General features: G+C 59.1%; 24 protein-coding genes. 2 read left to right on the top strand and 22 right to left on the bottom strand.

All coding sequences use genetic code 11. The annotated features are described in order from the left end of the window. Positions 1–47 precede the first annotated feature (47 nt). The 10 genes from AC1RME_RS22365 to AC1RME_RS22320 all read right to left on the bottom strand — a co-directional run bounded on the left by AC1RME_RS22365 (position 48) and on the right by AC1RME_RS22320 (position 9490). Positions 48–2141, bottom strand: a complete 2094-nt coding sequence (locus tag AC1RME_RS22365; protein ID WP_096820995.1) for an LTA synthase family protein — start codon at positions 2139–2141, stop codon at positions 48–50. A gap of 314 nt (positions 2142–2455) precedes the next feature. Continuing rightward, on the bottom strand, positions 2456–3061 hold the full coding sequence (locus tag AC1RME_RS22360) for an START domain-containing protein (RefSeq protein ID WP_085704686.1): 606 nt from the start codon (positions 3059–3061) through the stop codon (positions 2456–2458). A gap of 41 nt (positions 3062–3102) precedes the next feature. Continuing rightward, positions 3103–3357, bottom strand: a complete 255-nt coding sequence (locus AC1RME_RS22355) for a YkgJ family cysteine cluster protein (RefSeq protein WP_102620504.1) — start codon at positions 3355–3357, stop codon at positions 3103–3105. Between the two features lie 166 nt (positions 3358–3523). Further along, the gene (locus AC1RME_RS22350) at positions 3524–4000 is read right to left on the bottom strand and encodes a translation initiation factor 2 (protein ID WP_096820993.1); all 477 of its coding nucleotides are present in this window, start codon (positions 3998–4000) and stop codon (positions 3524–3526) included. A gap of 78 nt (positions 4001–4078) precedes the next feature. Beyond that, positions 4079–5518, bottom strand: coding sequence for an aminotransferase-like domain-containing protein (locus AC1RME_RS22345; RefSeq protein ID WP_096820992.1), 1440 nt, complete (start codon positions 5516–5518; stop codon positions 4079–4081). Positions 5519–5718: 200 nt separating this feature from the next. Further along, positions 5719–6531 carry an OmpA family protein gene (locus AC1RME_RS22340; RefSeq protein ID WP_192558680.1) on the bottom strand — a complete coding sequence of 271 codons (813 nt, stop codon included), beginning with the start codon at positions 6529–6531 and terminating at the stop codon, positions 5719–5721. After that, positions 6528–6884 (bottom strand): DUF4398 domain-containing protein, encoded by a 357-nt coding sequence (locus AC1RME_RS22335; RefSeq protein WP_096820990.1) that lies wholly within the window; start codon positions 6882–6884, stop codon positions 6528–6530. The genes AC1RME_RS22340 and AC1RME_RS22335 overlap by 4 nt, the downstream gene beginning before the upstream one ends. Positions 6885–6893: 9 nt before the next feature. Further along, complete coding sequence (locus AC1RME_RS22330; protein WP_096820989.1) at positions 6894–7730, bottom strand: substrate-binding periplasmic protein; 837 nt, start codon at positions 7728–7730, stop codon at positions 6894–6896. Between the two features lie 80 nt (positions 7731–7810). After that, positions 7811–8740 carry an electron transfer flavoprotein subunit alpha/FixB family protein gene (locus AC1RME_RS22325; protein WP_085710904.1) on the bottom strand — a complete coding sequence of 310 codons (930 nt, stop codon included), beginning with the start codon at positions 8738–8740 and terminating at the stop codon, positions 7811–7813. Further along, positions 8741–9490, bottom strand: a complete 750-nt coding sequence (locus tag AC1RME_RS22320) for an electron transfer flavoprotein subunit beta/FixA family protein (protein WP_003226982.1) — start codon at positions 9488–9490, stop codon at positions 8741–8743. 525 nt (positions 9491–10015) lie between these two features. On the opposite strand from AC1RME_RS22320, the gene AC1RME_RS22315 reads away from it, so the two are divergent. After that, the gene (locus AC1RME_RS22315) at positions 10016–11680 is read left to right on the top strand and encodes an electron transfer flavoprotein-ubiquinone oxidoreductase (protein WP_096820988.1); all 1665 of its coding nucleotides are present in this window, start codon (positions 10016–10018) and stop codon (positions 11678–11680) included. A 66-nt stretch (positions 11681–11746) separates the two neighbouring features. Here the strand turns inward: AC1RME_RS22315 and AC1RME_RS22310 are convergent, their stop codons facing one another. Further along, entirely contained in the window at positions 11747–12637 is an 891-nt protein-coding gene (locus AC1RME_RS22310) for an AraC family transcriptional regulator (RefSeq protein ID WP_096820987.1), read from the bottom strand. A 191-nt stretch (positions 12638–12828) separates the two neighbouring features. On the opposite strand from AC1RME_RS22310, the gene AC1RME_RS22305 reads away from it, so the two are divergent. Continuing rightward, on the top strand, positions 12829–13881 hold the full coding sequence (locus AC1RME_RS22305; RefSeq protein ID WP_096820986.1) for an NAD(P)-dependent alcohol dehydrogenase: 1053 nt from the start codon (positions 12829–12831) through the stop codon (positions 13879–13881). Here the strand turns inward: AC1RME_RS22305 and AC1RME_RS22300 are convergent. The 11 genes from AC1RME_RS22300 to AC1RME_RS22250 form a co-directional block, all read right to left on the bottom strand. After that, on the bottom strand, positions 13878–14681 hold the full coding sequence (locus tag AC1RME_RS22300) for an IclR family transcriptional regulator (protein WP_493091754.1): 804 nt from the start codon (positions 14679–14681) through the stop codon (positions 13878–13880). The two genes, AC1RME_RS22305 and AC1RME_RS22300, sit on opposite strands and share 4 nt — an antisense overlap. Positions 14682–14741: 60 nt before the next feature. Further along, positions 14742–16052: an MFS transporter gene (locus AC1RME_RS22295; protein WP_096820984.1), complete on the bottom strand. Its 1311-nt coding sequence runs from the start codon at positions 16050–16052 to the stop codon at positions 14742–14744. A gap of 97 nt (positions 16053–16149) precedes the next feature. After that, a complete protein-coding gene (gene dgoD / locus AC1RME_RS22290) occupies positions 16150–17298 on the bottom strand; it encodes a galactonate dehydratase (RefSeq protein ID WP_007908327.1) in 1149 nt (382 codons plus the stop codon). Positions 17299–17344: 46 nt separating this feature from the next. Next, positions 17345–17965 carry a 2-dehydro-3-deoxy-6-phosphogalactonate aldolase gene (locus AC1RME_RS22285; protein WP_096820983.1) on the bottom strand — a complete coding sequence of 207 codons (621 nt, stop codon included), beginning with the start codon at positions 17963–17965 and terminating at the stop codon, positions 17345–17347. Positions 17966–17984: 19 nt separating this feature from the next. Further along, a complete protein-coding gene (locus AC1RME_RS22280) occupies positions 17985–18974 on the bottom strand; it encodes a 2-dehydro-3-deoxygalactonokinase (protein ID WP_096820982.1) in 990 nt (329 codons plus the stop codon). 116 nt (positions 18975–19090) lie between these two features. After that, on the bottom strand, positions 19091–19990 hold the full coding sequence (locus AC1RME_RS22275) for a hypothetical protein (RefSeq protein WP_096820981.1): 900 nt from the start codon (positions 19988–19990) through the stop codon (positions 19091–19093). Then, positions 19987–20517 carry a hypothetical protein gene (locus AC1RME_RS22270; protein WP_096820980.1) on the bottom strand — a complete coding sequence of 177 codons (531 nt, stop codon included), beginning with the start codon at positions 20515–20517 and terminating at the stop codon, positions 19987–19989. The genes AC1RME_RS22275 and AC1RME_RS22270 overlap by 4 nt, the downstream gene beginning before the upstream one ends. Before the next feature lie 22 nt (positions 20518–20539). Then, the gene (locus AC1RME_RS22265) at positions 20540–21034 is read right to left on the bottom strand and encodes a hypothetical protein (RefSeq protein WP_493073072.1); all 495 of its coding nucleotides are present in this window, start codon (positions 21032–21034) and stop codon (positions 20540–20542) included. Between the two features lie 138 nt (positions 21035–21172). Beyond that, positions 21173–21673: a hypothetical protein gene (locus AC1RME_RS22260; RefSeq protein WP_096820979.1), complete on the bottom strand. Its 501-nt coding sequence runs from the start codon at positions 21671–21673 to the stop codon at positions 21173–21175. Next, positions 21670–21891 carry a hypothetical protein gene (locus AC1RME_RS22255; protein ID WP_096820978.1) on the bottom strand — a complete coding sequence of 74 codons (222 nt, stop codon included), beginning with the start codon at positions 21889–21891 and terminating at the stop codon, positions 21670–21672. The genes AC1RME_RS22260 and AC1RME_RS22255 overlap by 4 nt, the downstream gene beginning before the upstream one ends. 158 nt (positions 21892–22049) lie before the next feature. Further along, on the bottom strand, positions 22050–22529 hold the full coding sequence (locus AC1RME_RS22250) for a GNAT family N-acetyltransferase (protein WP_041475599.1): 480 nt from the start codon (positions 22527–22529) through the stop codon (positions 22050–22052). Positions 22530–22620 lie beyond the last annotated feature (91 nt).

The raw sequence follows: 22620 nt of genomic DNA, 5'->3' as shown, positions 1-22620 counted from the left end.
CAAAAAAAGAGGCCCTGAAAAGGGCCTCTTTTTATTGCGCGGAAGGATCAGTCCGGCTTGCCGTTAATCACACCGGCGGTGTTGTCGAGCAGGCTCTTGGTGGCCGTCTGCAGGAACGCTTCGAGTTTGAGTTTCAACTCGGCGGTGCGCGGTGCGTCCGGAATGATTTCGGCGGAAGGATTTGCGCCCAGTTGGTACTGGTAGATCTTCGGCGCCATTTCCTTCTCTTTCGGCAGTACCAGGATCTGGTCAGCGGTGACGATGGCGGTGGTCTGCTCGCTGCCCGACGGCTTGATCACACCGAAACCGGTGTCGCCTGCCGGCAGGTTCAGCAAGTCACGGCCCCAGCACTGATGACGCACTTCGCCACCCAGGCGACCCATGATGGTCGGCACGATGTCGATCTGCGTACCCACGGTGTGGTCACGAGTACCGAATTTCTCCTGGATGCCCGGTGCGATCATCAGCATCGGCACGTTGAAGCGGCCCAGGTCCATTTCGGTGATCTGACGCTCGTTGCCAAAGCCATGGTCGCCGACGATGACAAACAGGGTTTCCTTGAAGTAAGGCTCCTTGCGGGCCTTTTCAAAGAACTGGCCCAGTGCCCAGTCCGCATAACGCATGGCGGTCAGGTGTTCGTTGAGCGTGCCACGATCCGTCACGCGCTCGACCGGCAATGGCGTCGGCAAGGCGTAAGGCGTGTGGTTGGACAGGGTCTGCAGCAGCGCGTAGAACGGCTTGCCGTTTTCACGTGCCTTGAGCTCCACCAGACCACGGTCGAACATGTCCTGGTCGGACACGCCCCAGGTCGGATCGGAGAACACCGGGTTGACGAAGTCATTGCGGCCAACGAAGTTGGTCATGCCCTGGTTGCTGAAGAAACCGGACTGGTTGTCCCAGGCGAAGTCGCCGTTGTAGACATAGACGTCGTCATACTTGCGCGCGCTGAGCAGCTGCGGCAGGCCGGACAGTTTGTGGCTGCCTTCCGGGGTCTGCATCAGGTATTCGAAACCCGGCAGGTTCGGGAAGCAGGCCATGGTGGCGAACATACCCTGGTGGGTGTGGGTGCCGTTGGAGAAGAAGCGGTCGAACAGCAGGCCTTCCTTCGACAGTTTGTCGAGGTACGGCGTGATGTTGCCCGGTGCACCGAGAGCGCCTACCGAGTGACCGGCCATGCTTTCCATGAGGATCACGACAACGTTCTTGATCGGCAGGGTCTTGTCGGCTGGCGGCGTGTAGTCACGACGCACGGCGGCGATGTCGGCATCGACCAGTTTGTCGTCCGGCATGACCAGCATCTCGCGCACGACTTTCTGCGCCTGATCCTGCGGCAGCGTGGCTTTCCAGATGTTGTTGCGGTCTTCGCCCATGCGGTCCTTGGCGGCCGCGATCAGCGACAGGGTGCCATTGAGGCCGAGCTGGTTGGCGAAGTTCGATTCGGTGGTGTACACGTCACCCCAACGCAGCGGCGGGCCTTGACGCAGGGTGCCACGCACGGCGACCACACAGATCAGCAGGCACACCACGAACACCGCCAGACGCGCATACCATGGCGCTACCTGACGAGTGCCGACGTTGCCGCCACTGAACGGGCCACGCGGACGGGTCAGACGGTCGGCGCCCTTGAACGCCAGGGTCAGGATCAGCGTGCCCACGGCCCACGCCAGCAGGTAGCGCACCACCGGGAAACCGTACCAGAGCATGCTCATCACGGTTTTCGGGTCTTCCTTCACGTACTGGAACACCAGGCCGTTGAGGCGCTGGTGGAACTCGCGGTAGAAGTCCATTTCCATCAGGCCGAGGAACAGCGCGATGCTGGAGGTCACCGTCAGCCATAGACGGAAGAACCCGCGCGCGGCCATGGCCCGGGCACTGAACAGCGCCAGCACCATCGGAACGCAGAGGTAGACCACCAGGCGCAGATCGAAACGCAGGCCGTTGGCGAAGGCTTCGAGGAACGTCGAAGCCGGGGTGTCGAGGATCATCTCGCGGTTGTAGACCAGCAGCGCGAGGCGCAGCACGGAAAACATCACCATCATGACCAGCGCGCACAAGAGCGTGTAGGCCAGATGCGATTTGACGGTCGGTTGCAGCAGGCGACTGGAAGATCGCTGCTGATTCAGGGCGTCCGGGTTTGCCATGTCGTTTTAGGACCCATTGGAAGTTGAAGTTGCAAAAATACAGCTGCGCCCTGCCCTCTGTTGGCCATTCCAGGCCCCGGGGCTTGCGCGGTGCGCAAATGTTGCACGATCACCGGCGGCATTGCCATTGATTACTGCCCCGCTGCCGGACTCTTTCATTAAAGGCACGGCATACCCGGACAGCTGCAAACAGCGCGGGCGAATTGTCTTGAAGACTTTGTGAAAATTTTGTTCAACGCATATCCGGAAACACAATAAACCTACAAAACAAAACGCCCCGAGTTCTTCGGGGCGTTTGCAGAGGAACGCGATACTTACTTCTCGGCGCGCTCTTTCAGGGCTTTCAAGGTATTGAACGGTGCATCGACCACGAACTTGTTGGCAATCATCGACGGCACGCTGCCGCCTGGTTCGGTGTGGACCTGATAGGTCACTTCGACCTGATCGCCTTTTGGCACGAACTTCCAGAAGCCTTTGACCTGAGCTACGCGCACAAAGCCTTTTTCTTCCGGCAGGTACTTCGGCAGGCCTTCGAGGTTGCGGGTCAGGCTGCCATCGGCGCCTTCAACGGTGGTGACATGCAGGATCGAGTCGCGCGGGGTCACTGGCCACGGCGTGTTGAACTGGGTGTAGGTCCAGCTCTGGTCGCCTTCGTGCTTGAGCAGTTTCTGGGTCTTGCACTCGTGAATCCAGGCACAGGCACCGGAGACGTCCTCCTGCAATGCGCGCAGTTTGGCGACGGTGGTCTTCATCAAGGTCACGCCCTGATAGGACTTGTAGTCCGAACCCGGCACTTCGCTCAGGGAGACCTTGATGCCATCTTCGTTCTTGGCCACTTTCCAGTCTTCAGCCTGGGCAGCCGAAGTGGCCAGCACGGCAGTCAAACCACACAACACAGCGATACGATGCAGCGAACCCATAGTCTTATTCCTTATTGTTGAAGTTCCGTTCGTTTGACACATCACGCCGCCGTCATCTGCTCCCACCAGCCGAGCAGTCTGATCGCGTCTTCCTGACTGCTTCCGCAGACTTCGACATCGGCCTTGAACCCTGAACAGACCGCTGGACGCTCCGGTTGGCCGAAAATGCTGCACAGGTTTTCGACCGAGAGCTGAACGCAACGTTCGCCGGCAGGTTTGCCATCGGGCATGCCCGGAATCGGCGAGCTGATGGAAGGGGCAATGCAACAGGCGCCACAACCTTCACGGCAGTTCATGACGACGAGTTCCTCGCGACGGGCAATGTGTTAAAGGGACGCGGAACAGGGTAACCGCTAAAACGGCTGTTTAAAATTCCCTGAACCGGGGTTTTTACGCAGAAACGAAAGTGACTGACCAGTCTCCGACAAAGCGTCTGGTCTGCGGGTCACGGATCGATTGAATTTACTGCTTGAATTCGAAATCCAGCGCAGCGCCTTCGACTTCGCGGCGCTCTTCATTGCGCAGCTGCAACTGCATTTCGTTGCTCAGCAGACGACCGTTGAGCTGGAAGCCGCTGTTCTTCTCGCCAAACATCTGCGGCAGGATCGCTTCGCGCTTGGGCAGCGGCACGGTGCCAACCGGTTTCAACTGCTGAACCATGTCCTTGGGCAGGCTCAAGTCGAGTCTGGCCGGAGGTAATGGCGTCTTGGCCACTTCACTGGCGGATTTCGACTTGGAAGCGATCGGTGCACGTTTCTTGGCGGGGGCGGCTTTCTGCTGCTTTTCTTTCGCAGGAGCGGCTTTCTTGCTGGCAACCGGCTTTTTCACCGTGGACGCTGCTGTCGGTTTTTCCGAAACGGCAGCGGCCATGACAGCTGGCGCGTGACCGATCATCAACAGACAAAGCAAAACCCAGGCAGCAGGAAAAATCGCTTTCATGGAACCTACAACGCTAACGGCAGAGGGCCATATGCTCGCTTGTTGAACGCCACATGACAAGCGCGCCGCGCTGTCTGTTCAGAAACCGCCGGCCATTTCCTGACACAGTTGAGTCGCCAGCAGACCAAGCGTCATCAGCGCCCGCTCCGCCTCGCGATTCCACGGCGTGCCGCAGTTCAGCCGGATACAGTGGTTGAACTGCTCGGTATTACTGAAAATCAGCCCCGGCGCGATACTGATGCCCTGCTGTAATGCGCGGACATGCAATTCCTGCGTGTTGACCCGCCCCGGCAGGCTCACCCACAGGATGAAACCGCCCGTGGGTCGGGTCATTTGCGTGCCTTCGGGGAAGTACTGCTGCACCGCCAGCTGGAATGCGCTGAGGTTTTTTCGGTATTCCTGGCGGATGTACCGCAAATGCCGGTCATAACCGCCATTTTCCAGATAAGCAGCGATCGCCATTTGCGTGACGCTGCAAGCCGAATGCGTGGTGAAGGTCTGCAGACGCTGGATTTCCTGTTGATACTTGCCGGCAATCATCCAGCCGACGCGCACACCGGGTGACAAGGTCTTGGAAAAACTCGAACAGTAAATGACCCGATCCAGCCGGTCGTAGGCCTTGAGCGCCTTGGTGCGACCTTGCTCGAACATCAATTCGCCATAGATGTCGTCTTCGACGATCTGGATATCGAAGTCCGAGGCCAGGCGCAGCAATTGTTTTTGCCGCTCTTCGGGCATGGTGCCACCCAGCGGGTTACTCAGCCGGGTCGTCAGCACCAGCGCTTTGATCGACCATTGGTTGGCCGCCAGTTGCAGGGCTTCCAGACTCATGCCGGTGGCCGGGTCGCTGGGAATTTCGATGACTTTCAGGCCCAGCAGGTCGGCCAGTTGCAGCAATCCGTAATAGGTCGGTGATTCGGCGGCGATCAGATCGCCCGGGCGCGTCAGCACCCGCAGCGACATCTGCAAGGCATCCACACAACCGTGGGTGATCACCACTTCCGACGGGTCGACCACCACACCGGCGTCGCGCATGCGGATCGCCACTTGTCGGCGCAACGGCTCGAAACCGGGGCTGAACATGTAGCTGAAGGCGCGCGGGCTATGGAATCGGGTGACCTTGGCCAATTGCTGATGCAGTGCGCGCACCGGCAAATAATCAACACTGGGCACCGCTGCACCCAGCGGGAACACGCCTTCGCGGCGCGACTCGACCAACACTTGCTGAATGATGCTCGCGCGGGTGACCAGGCCAGGTCGTTCGACCCGGGCAATGTCCGGGGTCGGTGCGGTCAGTGCCGGGGTCTGGTGCACGTAGTAGCCAGACTGCGGCCGTGCACGGATCAGCCCCTGATCCTCGAGGTTGGCGTAAGCCTGCAACACCGTGGCATGGCTGACGTTGAGCTGCGAACTCATCTTGCGCACCGAGGGCACGCGCTCGCCCGGCTGATAGACGCCGCGGCGGATGTCTTCGGCCAGTTGTTGAGCAATACGTTGGTAGAGCAAGAGATTGGTCATGACGCAGCACTCGATATCACGGGCGTTTTATTTTTGTGTGAACAATACCGGAACAGTCTGGAAGTGTACTGGGACAGTTGCCATATTAGTCAACCATACAGTGCAGTGTCGGATAAATCTGTACTGCTTTGTGAGGTAATCGACAGACGTAAAAAAGCCCGGCGCTGCATGAGAGGCCGGGCTTTCCAGTAACGCCACCCTCAGCGGGCGGCGCCGAGCTGGCCTTTTTCGTCGGAGAACACGATTTCCACGCGACGGTTCTGCGCACGCCCACGCTCGGAAGCGTTGGCGTCCACCGGGTATTCGTCGCCGTAGCCTTCGACCTGAATGCGTTTTTCGTCGATGCCCAGGTCCGTCAGCACATCGGCAACCGACTGTGCGCGGTCGCGGGACAGTTTGAGGTTGTCCTGCTTGCCGCCGGTGCTGTCGGTGTAACCCTCGATACGCACCACGCGTTTCGGATTGAGTTGCAGGAACTGCACAATCTTCAAGACCACGCGATTCGCCGAATTCTTCAGCTCGGCTTCGCCGGTGTCGAACAGCACGTCACCGAGGGTCATCACCAAACCTCGATCGGTCTGGGTGGTGGCCAGTGCGACAATCTGCTCTTCCAGCCATTTGCCCTGCTGCTGCACGCTCAACAGTTTGGACTCGCGCAGTGCCAGTTGCAGGCGTTGGCGCTCCAGCTCCAGCTTCGCCGCGCGCTCTTCGTTGAGCACCAGATTGGTGTGCTCGCGGGCGATCTGGCTGTAACGCTGGCTCAGATAGGAGTAATGCGCCACGTCCGAGCCACTTCCCCAGTAAGTGGAGAGACGATCGGCGCGGGCCAGGGATTCACCGGCACGAATCACGTCTTTCGGCGCGATACGCAGCACATTGGAATCTTCCTTGACCTTCTGGAAGTCAGCGCTGGCTTCCTGCAAGGCGGTTTCGCTGTGTTGGCCGGCGCAGCCATAAAGGCTGGCGCAACCCACGAGGATCAGAGTGCCGAAGGCTTTTGAAGTCAGGCTCATTGGGCATCCCCCAGTTGCTTGCGCAGACGGACAATGCGGGTATTGAGCACGTTCAGTTGCTCTTCGCTCTTCTGGGTCAGCACCTTGGCTTCGGCCAGGCGTGCATCCAGTTCGGCCTGTTCGGCGCGCATCCGCGCGTTCTTGAAGGATTCGCCGGCCATGCTGCCTTTGGCCCGGTTGAACTTGTCTTCCGCCAGTTTCATTTCCGGCACTTCGTCGGCGGTGGCGCCGACGGCCTTGGCCTGCTCCAGCGCCTGTTCGGTCAGGCGCATTTGTTCATTGGGTGCCGGATCGCTGGCGCAACCGGCCAGGGCCAGAACGGCCAGGGCCGTGAAAAGAACTCGATTACTCACTAAGAATCCCTACTGTTTTGGGGCGCTGACAGGTGGTTGCGGCGGCTGTTGCTGCTGCGCCTTCCAGCGCTCGATGTTGCGTTGCAGCGCGGCTTCCGTCAGGCCGGACGCGGGCAATTCTGTCATCTTTTTGGCCAGCTGTCCGCGCAACCACGGATCGTTGCAAGCCGAGTTGTGGGAAAGCGCAAGGAACAGACCCGGCCGGTCAATCGGTTGCTCGAAGGCCAGCAGATCATTGGCCATGCCCAGGGCCTGCGCGGCCGCCATCCCCGAGTAACGGCCGGCGAGTACATATTCCACTTCGCCCAGCAGCAGTTTCTGCAGGGCCTGAGTGAGGTTTGCCGTACGGGTCAGGGTCAAATGCTGCTCGGCAAAAGTGCCAAATGCCTGGGTCATTCGAGACTTTTCCGACAATCCTCCTTGATGGCCCTGGAGATCCTTCGCTTCGCTGTAGACCAGGGTCGAGCCTTTGCGGGTCCACACCAGATAGTCGTTTTCCAGCATAGGGGGATGGATGTAGTCGAGGTTTTCCAGCTCGTTGAAGGTCATGGGCGCGTCGGCCAGCATGTCCATGCGCCCGCTGCGCACTTCGTCGAGGGCCTGTGAGCGCTTACCGGCATAAAGCAATTCGACCTTGATGCCCAGGTCCTTCGCCACTTGCTGCAACAGGTCGGCACTGGCACCGATCAACTGTTTTGGATTCTGCGGATCCTGCCAGAGATACGGCGGTGCATCCGGGCTGCCGGTGACGACCAGTCGCTCGCATTTGCCCGCTGCCATGGACAACCCCGGCAACAGGCTGGAACACAGCAATAACGAGAAGCCCAACCGGCGATGCAGATCCATGGCGAAACGCTCCCACTCAAATCCGAGACAAAAAAAAGCCCGACCAACAGGCCGGGCTCTTTATAAGTGAAGCCGCCGGATTAGACCAGCTTCTCCAACTCAGGTACGGCTTCGAACAGATCCGCCACCAGGCCGTAATCGGCCACCTGGAAGATCGGCGCTTCTTCGTCCTTGTTGATCGCAACGATCACTTTGGAGTCTTTCATGCCGGCCAGGTGCTGGATCGCGCCGGAGATACCGACGGCGATATACAGCTGAGGCGCAACGATCTTGCCGGTCTGACCGACCTGCATGTCGTTCGGTACGAAACCTGCGTCGACTGCGGCGCGGGAAGCACCCACGGCAGCGCCCAGCTTGTCGGCCAGCGCGTACAGGTGTTTGAAGTTGTCGCCGTTCTGCATGCCGCGGCCGCCGGAAACGACGATCTTGGCAGCGGTCAGCTCAGGACGATCAGATTTCGCAAGCTCTTCGCTGACGAAGCTGGAAGTACCGGCGTTGTGAGCAGCGGCAACCGCTTCAACGGCAGCCGAACCACCTTCAGCGGCAACCGGGTCGAAACCGGTGGCACGCACGGTGATCACTTTGATCGCAGCGGTCGATTGCACGGTAGCGATGGCGTTACCGGCGTAGATCGGACGCTTGAAGGTGTCAGCGCTTTCTACCGAGATGATCTCGGAGATCTGGTCAACGTCCAGCTGGGCGGCAACGCGCGGCAGGATGTTTTTACCGTTGGAGGTGGCGGCAGCCAGGATGTGGCTGTAGCCCTTGCCCAGTTCGGCGACCAGCGGAGCAACGTTTTCCGGCAGCTGATGCGCGTAGGCAGCATTGTCAGCGTTCAGGACTTTGCTCACGCCTGCGATTTTCGCGGCGGCTTCAGCCACGGCGCCAGCGCCCTGGCCTGCGACCAGAACGTGGATGTCGCCACCGATTTTGGCAGCGGCAGCAACGGTGTTCAGAGTGGCCGGGGCCAGCACTTTGTTGTCGTGTTCAGCAATAACCAAGATAGTCATTTAGATTACCTTCGCTTCGTTTTTCAGTTTCTCGACCAGTTCAGCCACCGACTTGACCTTGATGCCAGCGCTGCGTGCAGCCGGCGCTTCGACTTTCAGGGTCTTGTTGGTGGAGGCGGTGGAAACGCCCAAAGCGTCCGGAGTCAGCACTTCGAGAGGCTTCTTCTTGGCTTTCATGATGTTTGGCAGGGACGCGTAGCGCGGCTCGTTCAAACGCAGGTCGGTGGTGACGATCGCTGGCAGTTTCAGGGAAACGGTCTGCGCGCCGCCGTCGATTTCGCGGGTCACGGCAACGCTGTCGCCGGAAACTTCGACTTTCGAGGCAAAAGTGCCCTGACCGTAGCCGCTCAGTGCTGCGAGCATCTGGCCGGTCTGGTTGTTGTCGCTGTCGATGGCCTGTTTGCCCAGGATCACCAGCTGAGGCTGTTCCTTGTCGACCACGGCCTTGAGCAGCTTGGCCACGGCCAGGGAAGTCAGGTCTTCAGCGGATTCGACGAGGATGGCGCGGTCGGCACCCAGAGCCAGTGCGGTACGCAGCTGTTCCTGAGCGGTGGACGGGCCGATGGAGACGACGACGATTTCAGTCGCAACGCCTTTCTCTTTCAGGCGTACGGCTTCTTCCACTGCGATTTCGCAGAATGGGTTCATCGACATCTTGACGTTGGCGAGGTCTACGCCGGAATTGTCCGCCTTGACGCGAACCTTGACGTTGTAATCCACAACGCGTTTGACAGCTACAAGAACCTTCATGGATTCCTCGTTACTCTCCGGTGAAAAGAAAGTCGCCTAGGCGAACCTGGCGGTTGATGCTCATCGGGCACAAGGGCACCTCTAAAAACGCCGGCTGAGCGGGATGACCGTTCGTCAGTCGTGACCGACGAGTCATGCCGCTTCGCGGTGTGTAAACTGCGCGCCGAACCTGCGCTGCGCATCACCGGTTACCGCCTACGCCCTGTCTTTAGAGGTGCTCTTGAAACCACCATTCAGCCTACGGCGAGCGCAAAACCGCCCGTATCTTGACCGGAACGCCCATTCTGGTCAATACGCCAAAATGCCCTGTCATAAGCCGCGCTTCTTTGATTTCTCTGGGCTGGAGCCGATTCAAACAAACGTTTGTATTGGACGCTAAGAGTGGTGTAGATATAATGCGCCGCCTAGAGAGAAAGGTGGTTTGCCCATTATTAGCCTTGACGTTAACGTAAAGGCAATAACGGATACGACACCGAACCTCCAAATTAGAAAAAAAACTGTTGAGCCTTGAGTAGGAGATAGCCTGTGGAACGCGAATACATGGAATTCGACGTGGTCATCGTCGGTGCCGGCCCCGCTGGCCTGTCCGCCGCCTGCCGTCTGAAGCAGAAGGCCGCCGAAGCCGGTAAGGAAATCAGCGTCTGCGTGGTCGAAAAAGGCTCCGAAGTCGGCGCACACATCCTTTCCGGTGCCGTATTCGAACCACGGGCCCTGAACGAACTGTTCCCTGACTGGAAAGAACTCGGCGCCCCGCTGAACACGCCAGTCACCCGCGATGACATTTTCGTGCTGAAAAACGCCGAAAGCGCGCAGAAAATCCCTGACTTCTTTGTGCCCAAGACCATGCACAACGAAGGCAACTACATTATTTCCCTCGGCAATCTGTGCCGCTGGCTCGCTCAGCAGGCCGAGAACCTGGGCGTGGAAATCTACCCGGGCTTCGCCGCTCAGGAAGCACTGATCGATGAAAACGGCATCGTGCGCGGGATCATCACCGGTGACCTCGGCGTCGACCGCGAAGGCCATCCGAAAGAAGGCCTGTACACCCCGGGCATGGAACTGCGTGGCAAATACACGCTGTTCGCCGAAGGCTGCCGTGGCCACATCGGCAAGCAACTGATCAAGCGCTACAACCTCGACAGCGATGCCGATGCCCAGCACTACGGCATCGGCTTGAAGGAAATCTGGGAAATCGACCCGGCCAAACACCAGCCAGGCCTGGTGGTGCACACCGCCGGTTGGCCGATGGACATCATGGGCACCGAGAACACCGGCGGCTCCTTCCTCTATCACCTGGAAAACAACCAGGTGGTGGTCGGCCTGATCGTCGATCTGTCCTACAGCAACACCTACCTGTCGCCGTTCGACGAATTCCAGCGCCTCAAGCATCACCCGGTGCTCAAGCAGTACCTGGAAGGCGGCAAGCGCATCAGCTACGGCGCCCGCGCCATCTGCAAGGGCGGCCTGAACTCGCTGCCGAAAATGGTCTTCAAGGGCGGCGCGCTGATCGGTTGCGACCTCGGCACCCTGAACTTCGCCAAGATCAAAGGCAGTCACACCGCGATGAAGTCCGGCATGCTCGCCGCTGAATCCGTGGCCGACGCACTGTTCGCTGACAAGGATGGCACCGAAGAGCTGACCACCTACGTCGACGCCTTCAAGAAAAGCTGGCTCTACGAAGAACTGTTCGCCAGCCGCAACTTCGGCCCGGCGATCCACAAATTCGGCGCCATCGTCGGCGGCGGTTTCAACTGGCTGGACCAGAACATCTTCGGCGGCAAACTGCCGTTCACCCTGCACGACACCAAGCCGGACTACGCCTGCCTCAAGCTCGCGGCCGACTGCAAGAAGATCGACTACCCGAAACCCGACGGCAAGATCAGCTTCGACAAGCTGAGCTCGGTGTTCATCTCCGGTACCAACCATGAAGAAGAACAGCCGTGCCACCTGAAACTGACCGACCCGACCATCCCGTTGAGCCGCAACCTGCCGATGTACGACGAACCGGCGCAGCGTTACTGCCCGGCCGGCGTGTATGAAGTGATCACCAAGGAAGACGGCGAGAAGCGCTTCCAGATCAACGCCCAGAACTGCGTGCACTGCAAGACCTGTGACATCAAGGACCCTTCGCAGAACATCACCTGGGTGACGCCGGAAGGCGCCGGCGGCCCGACTTACCCGAACATGTAAGTCGATCTGCAGAACATCAAGGCTCCCTTTATGGGGGCCTTTTTGTTGCCCGCGATTTGTCGGGAATCAAGCCGCGCGCTCATCCCCCGGGCTGCGTTCGAAATAGCGTTTGTACTCGCGACTGAACTGCGACGTGCTCTGATACCCCACCCGATGCGCCACCTGCGCGACACCCAGCCCCTCGGCGATCAACAACGTCTGCGCCTTCAACAAACGCAAACGCTTCAGATACTGCACCGGCGACAGCAACGTGCTGCGTTTGAAGTGTTCGTGAAAGGTCGAAACGCTCATGTTCGCGCAACTGGCCAATGTCTCGACGTTCAACGGTTCGGTGTAGTGCGAATGCAAATGGCTGATCGAAGCCGCCACCCGGGCAAACTGCCCCTGCTGCTCCACCAGCGCCCGCAATACATCAGCCTGTGGACCGCGCAACGCGACGAACAACAACTCCCGCACCCGCGCAGGCCCGAGAATCTGGCACTCCAGCGGATCGTGCAGACAGCGCAGCAAGCGTTCGACGCAGCCGCGCATGTCATCATCGAGCACCACCGAGGTCATCGACTCCGGTGTCTGCGCCGGAATATGCCGCCCCGGCGCCAGCCCCATGGCCAGCACCAGCTCACCGAGCAACACCCGGTCGATCGCCACCGAGACCCCAAGCAACGGCGCATCCGGCAACGCATAGGTTTCGCACTCGAACGGCACCGGCAACGCCTGGATCAAGTAATGCCCGGCACCGTATTCCATGGTGCGCGGCCCCAGATACGCCAGTTTGCTGCCCTGGGCGATGATCATCAGGCTCGGCTCATAAATGTGCGGACCACGGGCAACGTCACAACTGGCGCGCAGCACCTGGACGCCCGGCAGCCCGGTCGGGCTGTAACCATCGCGCAGCGCCAGCGGTTCGATCAGCGAAACCAGCGTGGCGTTGGCATCAAGGTGACGGGTCAATTGCATCGGGTGGCTCTTCAGAAAAAATCACGGAAAAAGGGATAAAAGCATCATCGCAGATCCTTTTGCCAATGCGACCGATCAACCCCGCATGCCGGAGGATTAGGCATGACACCCGGAGGAATCGCCATGGCCGGACGACCGGACGGCGCCCAGAATGCGCCGCCTCACTTGTCACTGCTTTTGCGAGGTTTCACATGTACACCGCCATCGGCTATGCCGCTCAAACGGCCACCACCCCCCTCGCCCCGATGAAATTCGAACGCCGCAGCCCTCGTGCCGACGATGTCGCCATCGAGATTCTGTACTGCGGCGTCTGCCACTCCGACATCCATCAGGCGCGCAACGAATGGGGCATCGCCGTTTACCCGTTGATGCCCGGCCACGAGATCGTCGGAAAAGTCACCGCTGTCGGTGCGAACGTCACCAAACACAAAGTAGGAGATCTGGTCGGTGTCGGCTGCATGGTCGATTCCTGCCGCACCTGCGAAGCCTGCCAGTCGAACCTTGAGCAATACTGCCTCGAAGGCCCGACCATGACCTATGCCACACCCGACCGGGTCGATGGCAGCAACACCATGGGCGGCTATTCGGACAGCATCGTGGTCAGCGAACACTTCGTGGTGCGCATCCCCGAGAAGCTGGATCTGGCGGCCGCCGCACCGATTCTCTGCGCCGGCATCACCACTTACTCGCCGCTCAAGCACTACGGCGTGAAGGCCGGCGACAAGGTCGGGATTCTCGGCATGGGCGGCCTTGGTCACATGGGCATCAAGTTCGCCAAGGCCATGGGCGCTGAAGTCACACTGTTCACCCGTTCGGCGAGCAAGGCCGAGGAAGGTCGTCGTCAGGGCGCCGATCATGTGATCGTCTCCACCGACGAAGAACAGATGAAAGCAGCGGCCGGTCGCTTCGATTTCCTGCTCGACACCATTCCAGTGCAGCACGACCTCAACCCGTACCTCGACACCCTGCGCTTCGACGGCGTGCATATTCTGGTGGGTCTGATCGAACCGATCGATCCGCCGGTTCACGCCGCCAAACTGGTATTGGGCCGTCGCGTATTGGCCGGCTCGCTCATCGGTGGCGTCGCCGAAACCCAGGAAGTGCTGGATTTCTGTGCCGAGCACAACATCACTTGCGACATCGAAATGCTCGACATCCGCCAGATCAACGAGGCCTACGCCCGCATGATCGCCGGTGATGTGAAGTACCGTTTCGTGATCGACATGGCGACCCTGAAGCTTTAAACCTTCAGGCCAAGCTCCGCCGAAAGCCGGGTTGTGACCCCTTTGATCAGGGGAATCAGCTCGGCCATTTTCTCCAGCGGCATATACGGCACGGTGCTGGCGATGCTGATCGCCGCGACGATGCGCTTGCTCGCGTCGCGGATCGGCGCCGCCACGCAACGGATCGACGGTTCGTTGTCTTCCAGATCGAACGCGTAGCCGCCGGCCACGTACTCGGTCATCCGCTGCTCAAGCTGCTCCCACGACTGCTGGGGATGCTGCGGCCAGAACTGACTTTTCCCACCCGCCGGCAGGCTGATGTCGTACAGACGCTGCCAATCCTGCGGCGCGTCATCCAGCATCAAGGCCTTGCCGATCCCGGTCCGCGCCAGCGGCATGCGATGGCCGACCCGCGAGCGCATTTCCGGGCCGTTGCGCCCCGGATTCTTCAACAGGTACAACACTTCGTCGCCTTCGCGAATCCCCAGGTGCACGGTGTCACCGGTCAGCGCCGACAACTCGTCCAGATACGGCCCGGCCAGGGTCACCAGCGGCAACTCTTCACGCGCCTGGAAACCCAGTTCGATCAGCTTCGGCCCCAGCAGATAACCGACTTGCGGCACGACGCGCAGGTAACGCTCGTCCACCAGGCAACTGGCCAGACGATGGGTGGTGCTGCGCGTGGTACCGATCAGGCGGGCAATCTCTTTGAGATCGCGGGCGCCACTGGCGACGGCCTGCACCACACCCAACCCGCGAAGCAGGGTCTGGGTGCCGGTCGACGCGGCGTCCTTGGCGGTTTTTGGGGCGTCTTCCTGCATATCCAGCCTTTAGCGTTGAGCGAGGGAACGGGCGGCATTATGGTCGCCCGACAGGGACGACTACAACTCGATGCGCTCGACCTTGCCCACCAGCAGCACGTAGGACAAAGCGCCGATCAATGCCAGAACCGCGATGTAGGTGATCGCCGGGGCGAACGAATCGCCGCTGGCCAGGAAGCCGATGACAATCGGCGTGGCAATCGCCGACAGGTTGCCGATGAAATTGAACACCCCGCCGGTCAAGCCCAGCAGCCGCGCCGGCGCCAGTGTCGAGACCAGCGACCACGTGATCGACGCCAGCCCGTTGCCGAAAAACGCCAGGGCCAGGAAGGCAATCACCAGCGGCGTCGATTCGACGAAGTTGGCGCCGATGATCGAGGTGGAAATCAGCAGGCCACCAATGATCGGCAATTTGCGCGCAAACCCGACGGTACAGCCACGGCGAATCAGGAAGTCGGAAAAGAACCCGGAGCACAGCACGCCGATGAACGCAGCGAGAAACGGCAGAGACGCCAGCAGTCCGGACTTGATGAAGTCCATGCCGCGATATTTCACCAGATAGGTCGGGAACCATGTCAGGAAAAACCACAGCGTCGAGTTCAGGCAGAACTGGCCGAGGTAAATCCCCCACAACTTGCGTTTGCTGAGGACGATGCCGAGATCGGTCCAACTGAATTTCGCTTTCACTTTGGCGGCTTCGGCGGCGATGTCCACCAGCCCTCCGCCCTCACGGATCAGGTCGATTTCGCCTTCGTTGGCGCCTTTGAAATCACGCGGTTCGCGATACACCGCGTACCAGATCGCGGCCCACACGATGCCCACCGCCCCCGTCACGACAAACACCATGTGCCAGCCAAACTCATGTTGCAGCCACGCGAGCACCGGGGTCAGGAACGCCAGCCCGACAAACTGCCCGGAGGTGTAGAAACCGATGGCCGTGGCACGTTCGCGCTCGGGAAACCAGGTCGTCACCACGCGGCTGTTGATCGGATACGCCGGCGCTTCCAGCGCACCGACCGCCATGCGCAGCACGAACAGGGCGATGAAACTGGCGGCGAACCCGAGCATCACCGTGGCCAGCGACCACAACAGCAGCGCGACGCTGTACAGGATGCGCGGTGGCACCCGATCCACCAGCCAGCCGCCGGGAATCTGCATGGCGGCGTAGGTCCAGCCGAACGCGGAGAAGATCAGTCCGACATGCACCGGGTCGATGCCCAGCTCGGTGGTGAGCGCCGGGGCGGCAATCGACAGATTGCTGCGGTCGAGGTAGTTGATGACCACGGTGATGAACAGCAGCACCATGATAAAAAACCGCTTGCGGCTGGGCGTGACTAACGTCGCTTGCCCGGTGAGGGTTTGCGGTTGCATGGGGAGAACCTCTTCTTATGTTTATTGAGGTTGGCCTGAGGCCTTGAGTCGTTCCCGCGCTCGGCACGGGAACGACCAGATGTGCTGAATCAGCCACTCACCACTCGGCAAAACTGCCATCGGCATGGCGCCAGATCGGGTTGCGCCAGCGATGGCCGACCGCCGCGCGTTCGATCACGTATTCCTCGTTGATCTCGATCCCCAGGCCCGGGCCATTGGGGATTTTCACGAAGCCCTTGTCGTAGTCGAACACCCGCGGATCCTTCACATAATCGAGCAGGTCATTGCTCTCGTTGTAATGGATGCCCAGGCTCTGTTCCTGGATAAACGCGTTGTAACAAGCGGCGTCCAGTTGCAAACACGCCGCCAGTGCGATCGGCCCCAGCGGGCAGTGCAGTGCCAGCGCCACGTCGTAGGCTTCGGCCATGTTGGCGATCTTGCGGGTCTCGGTGATGCCGCCGGCGTGGGATGCGTCCGGCTGGATGATGTCGACGTAACCTTCGCTCAACACCCGTTTAAAGTCCCAACGCGAAAACAACCGCTCGCCGAGGGCAATCGGCGTGCTGGTCAGCGGAGCCAGTTCTTTCAGCGCTTCGTAGTTTTCGCTGAGCACCGGCTCTTCGATGAACATCAATTTGTACGGGTCGAGTTCCTTCATCAGCACCTTGGCCATGGGCTTGTGCACGCGGCCATGGAAGTCGACGCCGATGCCGACGTTGGGCCCGACCGCATCGCGCACTGCCGCGACATTGGCCAGCGCCAGATCGACTTTCTCGAAGGTATCGAGGAATTGCAGTTCCTCGGTGCCGTTCATTTTCACCGCGGTAAAACCGCGACTCACCGCCTCTTTCGCGGCCCGCGCGGTGTCCGCAGGACGGTCGCCGCCGATCCACGAATAAACACGGATCTTGTCCCGCACCTGACCACCAAGCAGATCACTCACCGACACACCAAGCGCCTTACCCTTGATGTCCCACAACGCCTGGTCGATGCCGGCCAGTGCGCTCATGTGGATCGCCCCACCCCGGTAGAAGCCGCCGCGATACAGCACGGTCCAGATGTCTTCGATGTTGCGTGGGTCTTTGCCGATCAGGTAGTCGGACAATTCCTCGACCGCTGCCGCGACGGTGTGGGCGCGGCCCTCGACCACGGGCTCGCCCCAACCAGTCACGCCCTCGTCGGTTTCGACTTTCAGGAAGCACCAGCGTGGCGGGACGATGAAGGTGGTCAGTTTGGTGATTTTCATCTTTTTGTCTCTCTTATAGATGCAGCGCACGCAGCGCCAAAAAGTCTTAGCGAAGGGCTTTCCAGGCCGCCACGTAGGCCTTGGCATTGGCCGCCACTTGCTCAGTCGTCATGCCCGGTTTGAACAGCCCGGAACCAAGACCGAAGCCTTTGACGCCGGCGTCGATGAACGCCTGCATGTTGTCCGGGGTAATGCCGCCGACCGGCGCCAGAATCGTCCCGACCGGCAGCACCGCCAGCCACGCTTTCACCACTGCCGGCCCCATCTGCTCGGCCGGGAACAGCTTGAGAATGTCCGCGCCCTCCTCCAGCGCCGCAAAGGCTTCGGTCGGCGTGGCGACGCCCGGCGACAGGTACAGCCCCGCCGCTTTCGCCGCTCGCAATACCTTGGCATCGCTGTGGGGCATGACGATGACCTGGCCGCCGGCCTCCTTCACCAGTTCGACCTGTTCCGGGGTCAGCACCGTGCCGGCACCGATCAGGCAATCAGCGGGCAGGGTCTTACGCAGGATGCGAATGCTTTCGTACGGTGCGGGGGAATTGAGCGGTACTTCGATGACGCGAAATCCGGCGGCATACAGGACTTCTCCGACAGCGGCGGCTTCCTGCGGATGCAGGCCGCGCAGGATCGCGATCAGACCGTTTTGCGCCAGTGCTTGCTTGAGCATGTCAGGCCTCCAGTCAGGGTTAACGGGGTGAGGAATCGATCAGTCCGGCGGCAAGCGCCAATTGCCACAGCCCACGCTCGGTGGCCTGCTCGGCCAGGGTCACCCGGGCGAAACCACAGGCGTCGAGCGCTCGGCTGTAGCGGGCGCACAACTTCGCGTTGCCGATGAGGATGATCGAAGGAAGCTGCGCGCTGTTGCGACGGCGCCGTTGCACGGTGGCCAACGCTGTCAGCTCGTGGCCGATCAGCAGGCCGGACAGATAGTCCGGTTGCGCGGTGGTGCTGAGTTCACCGGTCAGGCCCAGGCTGCGGGCGCTGAACAGGGTCGAGAGCACGCCGATTTCGCCCTCGGCCGACAACGCCACCTGCACGCCGCGATCAAACGCCTCGGCATCGAACGTCGCGCTGTGCTGTTGGGTACGGCCGAGAATGCTGTGTTCACTGAGCACGGCGAACACTTCGCCGGTCATGAAGGTGTCGAAACGGGTGATGCAGCCGTCGGCCACTTCCACCCATTTCGAATGACTGCCCGGCAGGCCGATCAACAGATCGTTGCCCGCCTCGACCGGCAGATTCTGCAGGACGCCGAGGACCTGGGTTTCTTCGCCGCGCATTACGTTCGGCAGCGTCGAGCGCTGAATCACACCCGGCACGATGTGCACATCGACACCGCGAAGACTGCGAACGGTTTGCAGGGATTTTCCGAGATCGGCGACGTTGGCCGGCGTATCGCGGTAGGACGCTTCGCGCCAGCCCTGAGCGCTGCCGACCATGCCGCAGGCGATCACCGGCAAGTCGGGTTGCGCATCGAGCCAGTCGCCGCACGCCTCATCGAATGCCAACTCAAAACCGTCGGCGCATTCGCGACCGTTGATGACCCGCGGCGTCCTCGGCAACTGCATGATCCCGAACGACAGCGACCGCTGCGCCAGCACCTGCCCGCCCGCCGCGAGTTTGTAAGCACGTAGGGAGGTCGTCCCCCAATCGAGCGCGATCAATTGCGCCAGCATCGCTTCACCTGTTTTGTTATTGGCAGTGAGTGAGCTGGACTATAGACCTCTCAAGTGGAAAATCTCAATATGTAATTTTACATCCCATATTTTGGGACGAATTCAATCCAAGGCGTCTATCGCTCGACAGGATCCAGGTGCTTGTTGAGGATGACGCTCAAAGATTCATGCTCACTCGCTCCCACCTCATGTGTACGCCCCTTCTCGTCGGCTATGCCTGGCTCCTGACGCCCGTCTCCTCGAATGATGATGTACGCCGCCTGGGGTGCAGGCGTTCCCTCTGCTCCGGCAACAATCCGCAATTTCGTATTGTTCGGCGCAAAGGAGGCCAACATTCCGGCATAGGGCACATCACTGCATAGCCCGAGACTGTCGATCCGGTCATATCCTGCTGCCAACTCATAACGCCAACGCACGATGCACACCGACGCAAGTGGCAGCAATGAACGCGGCTGGTCAGAGGGTTTAAGCGAGACACGCGACGGTGCCACCCGAGGGTTTTCCAACTGGGCAATGAATCGCGACGTGGGGATGTACATGACTCTTGAGTAGTAGGCGACATACGGAAACGCGGTGATCACCACCTTGCACGGAATGTATTCCTGCGGCTTGAGGATCTGCACCAACTCAACGGGCCTGACCCACTCCCGGCCGTCGTTGAGGGCGTGATTCTTCAGGTTGATCCTTGCAAACATCTCATACCGGCGGTCGCCTTCGATCAAACGCATTTCACTGACCGTCCCCGAAGCTTCCAGAGCGATCTGATGTTCGACGGAAAAATTCAGGTCACCCTTCAGCGAGCAATGAATCGAGGTTCCAATCTGGCCGCTCTGTCCATGCACTTCATACAAATCGATGAGGTTTCGGTCAGAGGTGAAACGCAGATCGTACAAGGAAGAAAATGCGTGATTGATCGAGACAAATTCAAGCCTGGCAGGTGGAACGTCGAGATGCAGGCAGGACGAACACATCAAGAAACTGCTCAACAGCAACCATTTGCAAATACGAAAGTTCAACGTTCCTCCTCCTTGGTCAGAACGCGAACAAAATCGGAGGCTGGAACACCCATTGGTCTTGAGTAGTAAACTCCATAGCCATAAGCGGAGGCATAAAACCGGCATGCCAAAGCATTGCGAGCATTCAACAACGCCAAAAGATCTTTCGAAGAAATGAAAGTATTCGAGCCGGTCTCATGGTCGGTATGAATCGCATTCAGTTCCGCCGAGTACTGATGCCTGGTCTGTGAGTCCGTACGATCAACTTCAACCATCATGCCATCCAGATAGTCTGACTCACCCTGCCTTTCAAAGAGTTCCACTTTTGCGCCCAGATAGCACGCAAACCCTTCATAGGTTTGGTTTCTACCTGCATGGGTATCGAAGAATTTCAGCAAATCCTTATCCGAAGAAAACCGGACATCAAAGCGTGCGTAATCAGGCACATAGCTTACAGACTCAAACTGTATATCAATGGGCGGCACCGGTGGATTTTGCGTGCAAGCACCGCACAAAAATAACAAACCTACAACTATATATTTCTTCAAGGGAAAATCCTGTTAATTACAATCAGTACTCAGCGTTAGCTTTCAGCAATTCCTTGCTAGGCACTTTCATCACGTTAGAGAAGTAAGTCGTGTACGTCGTGGAATGAACCCGAAACAAACAAGCGATCGAGTCTTTTTTCATCAAGAAAGGGGCCAAAGTATCTCCTTGCAGATATCGCTCACCACCACTACTTTTTTCAGACTCACTAAAAATGACGTCAGCCCTGTAAAGCCCCGGCTCGGCCGATACTTCCTCAACCAGACCAAATCCCGATTGCTTTATATGATGTGCTTGAGAAAAATCCAGATCATCGCTCAGCGAGCAAATCAGGCCTTGACCAATGGACGACTTGAACAAACCGAGAAGATCGATATCCGACGCAAAGTAAATCTGATAAATCCCGGTATTGCGGAGTTGCTCAACCTTTGAAATTTGCAGAGTTGCAATAGGTCGACCATGATTCAGGGAGCAGGCTGAAAGCACTAACATCAAAGCGAGAAAACATACCCATCTCATAAAAATTCAACCTTTTTGTGCGTTTCTGAATTTGCGTGCAACAGGCGCTTGATGGGCTACTCCGTGGTCACCGGAAAACGACAGAGGCGCGAGAAAGTGACTGAGGCATTGCGCGGGAATACTCAGCCAGCAAGGTTTTTAATGTGCATCAATCGCTTGCACTAGATCGGAAGCTGGAACATGCATGACGTTAGAAACATACGTTCTATTGCCGGTAGTGTTAACTCTAAAAGCACATACTATAAATTTCCTCTTGACCAATACATCACGCAACGCCTTGCCCCCCAGAATATTTTCCTGCCCTTGCAACTCTCCTGCCTCGCGAAAAATAACCTTTGATTCGTAATGCCCTCCCGTAGTGTCATCGATAAGTCTCACACTACCGCGTCCGGAGCGCTTCAAATAATGCCCAATTGAAAAATCCTGATCATCTTCCAGCGCACATACGAGACCTTCCCCAATGGCGGGACCGAACAAGGCCAAAAGATCGATATCGCTGGTAAAAGTCATCAGAAAGCCGAAGCCACTCGGCGTTATCTCAACAGTTCCAAAATGCAGCGTGGCGGTGGGTCGCCCATGATTGGTGGAACATGAAACAGAAAAAATCGTTGCAAATAAAATGACAAAAAAACGTTTCATTTATTGCTCTCAAAAAAACTGAGTATCAACTCTGCCAACAGTTGGCGCGCCGATTTTCCGCCAGCGACATCGAGGCACGAGACAAACGCACGGATGGCTTTGCCACCGAGGGGATTGATGGTGCAGAGAATGTCCACCGGTGGGCGGTGCGGGTTATCGGAGGAACCGAGGTTTCTGACCAGACCGAACAGGCGGATCGACGCCCGTAGTCCGCTCAACGCCGGTCACTCGTTGACGCAGCGAGGGCTCCACGGGCGTGGAGAAAGAGTGCCAGAGGCATTGCAGGTGTCGTCCGTGAGCGCGCAAAAATGGCGCGTAGAATGCCGGACTAGAGCGGTGATAACAATCGAATCAGCATCGGATTGCCATCACTCCCTCAGCCCTCGGCAAATTCGCGCAATACCTTGCCATCCATGCGATAGCGCACCCACTCTTCCTGCGGCTGGGCGCCGAGGGATTTGTAGAATTCGATGGCCGGGGTGTTCCAGTCCAGCACGCTCCATTCGAAGCGGCCGCAGTCGTTGGCGCAGGCGATTTTTGCGAGGTGGCGCAGCAACGTTTTACCGGCGCCGCCGCCCCGTTGTTCCGGGGTGATGTAGAGGTCTTCGAGGTACAGGCAGTTGCTGCCCAGCCAGGTCGAATAACTGAAGAAGAACACCGCAAAACCGATCGGCAGACCATCGCGCAGGCAGATCAGGCCGTGGGCGGTGGCGCCTTCGCTGAACAGGCTGCGCTCGATGTCGGCGACGCTGGCGATGACTTCGTGACGGGCCTTTTCGAAGTCTGCAAGTTCAGTGATGAACGCGAGGATTTGCGGTGCATCGCTGGGGGTCGCCGGGCGGATTTCGATCGTCATGGACGGGCCTTGTCGGAAAAAGGAAAACGCCATACTAAGGCGGCGCGCGGCGCTCGTCACATGGCAATCCACAGATTAGGCTAGCGCCGCC

Source organism: Pseudomonas sp. GW822-FHT03F08, from assembly GCF_058801265.1.
This window is presented reverse-complemented; position numbering and strand designations above follow the sequence as displayed.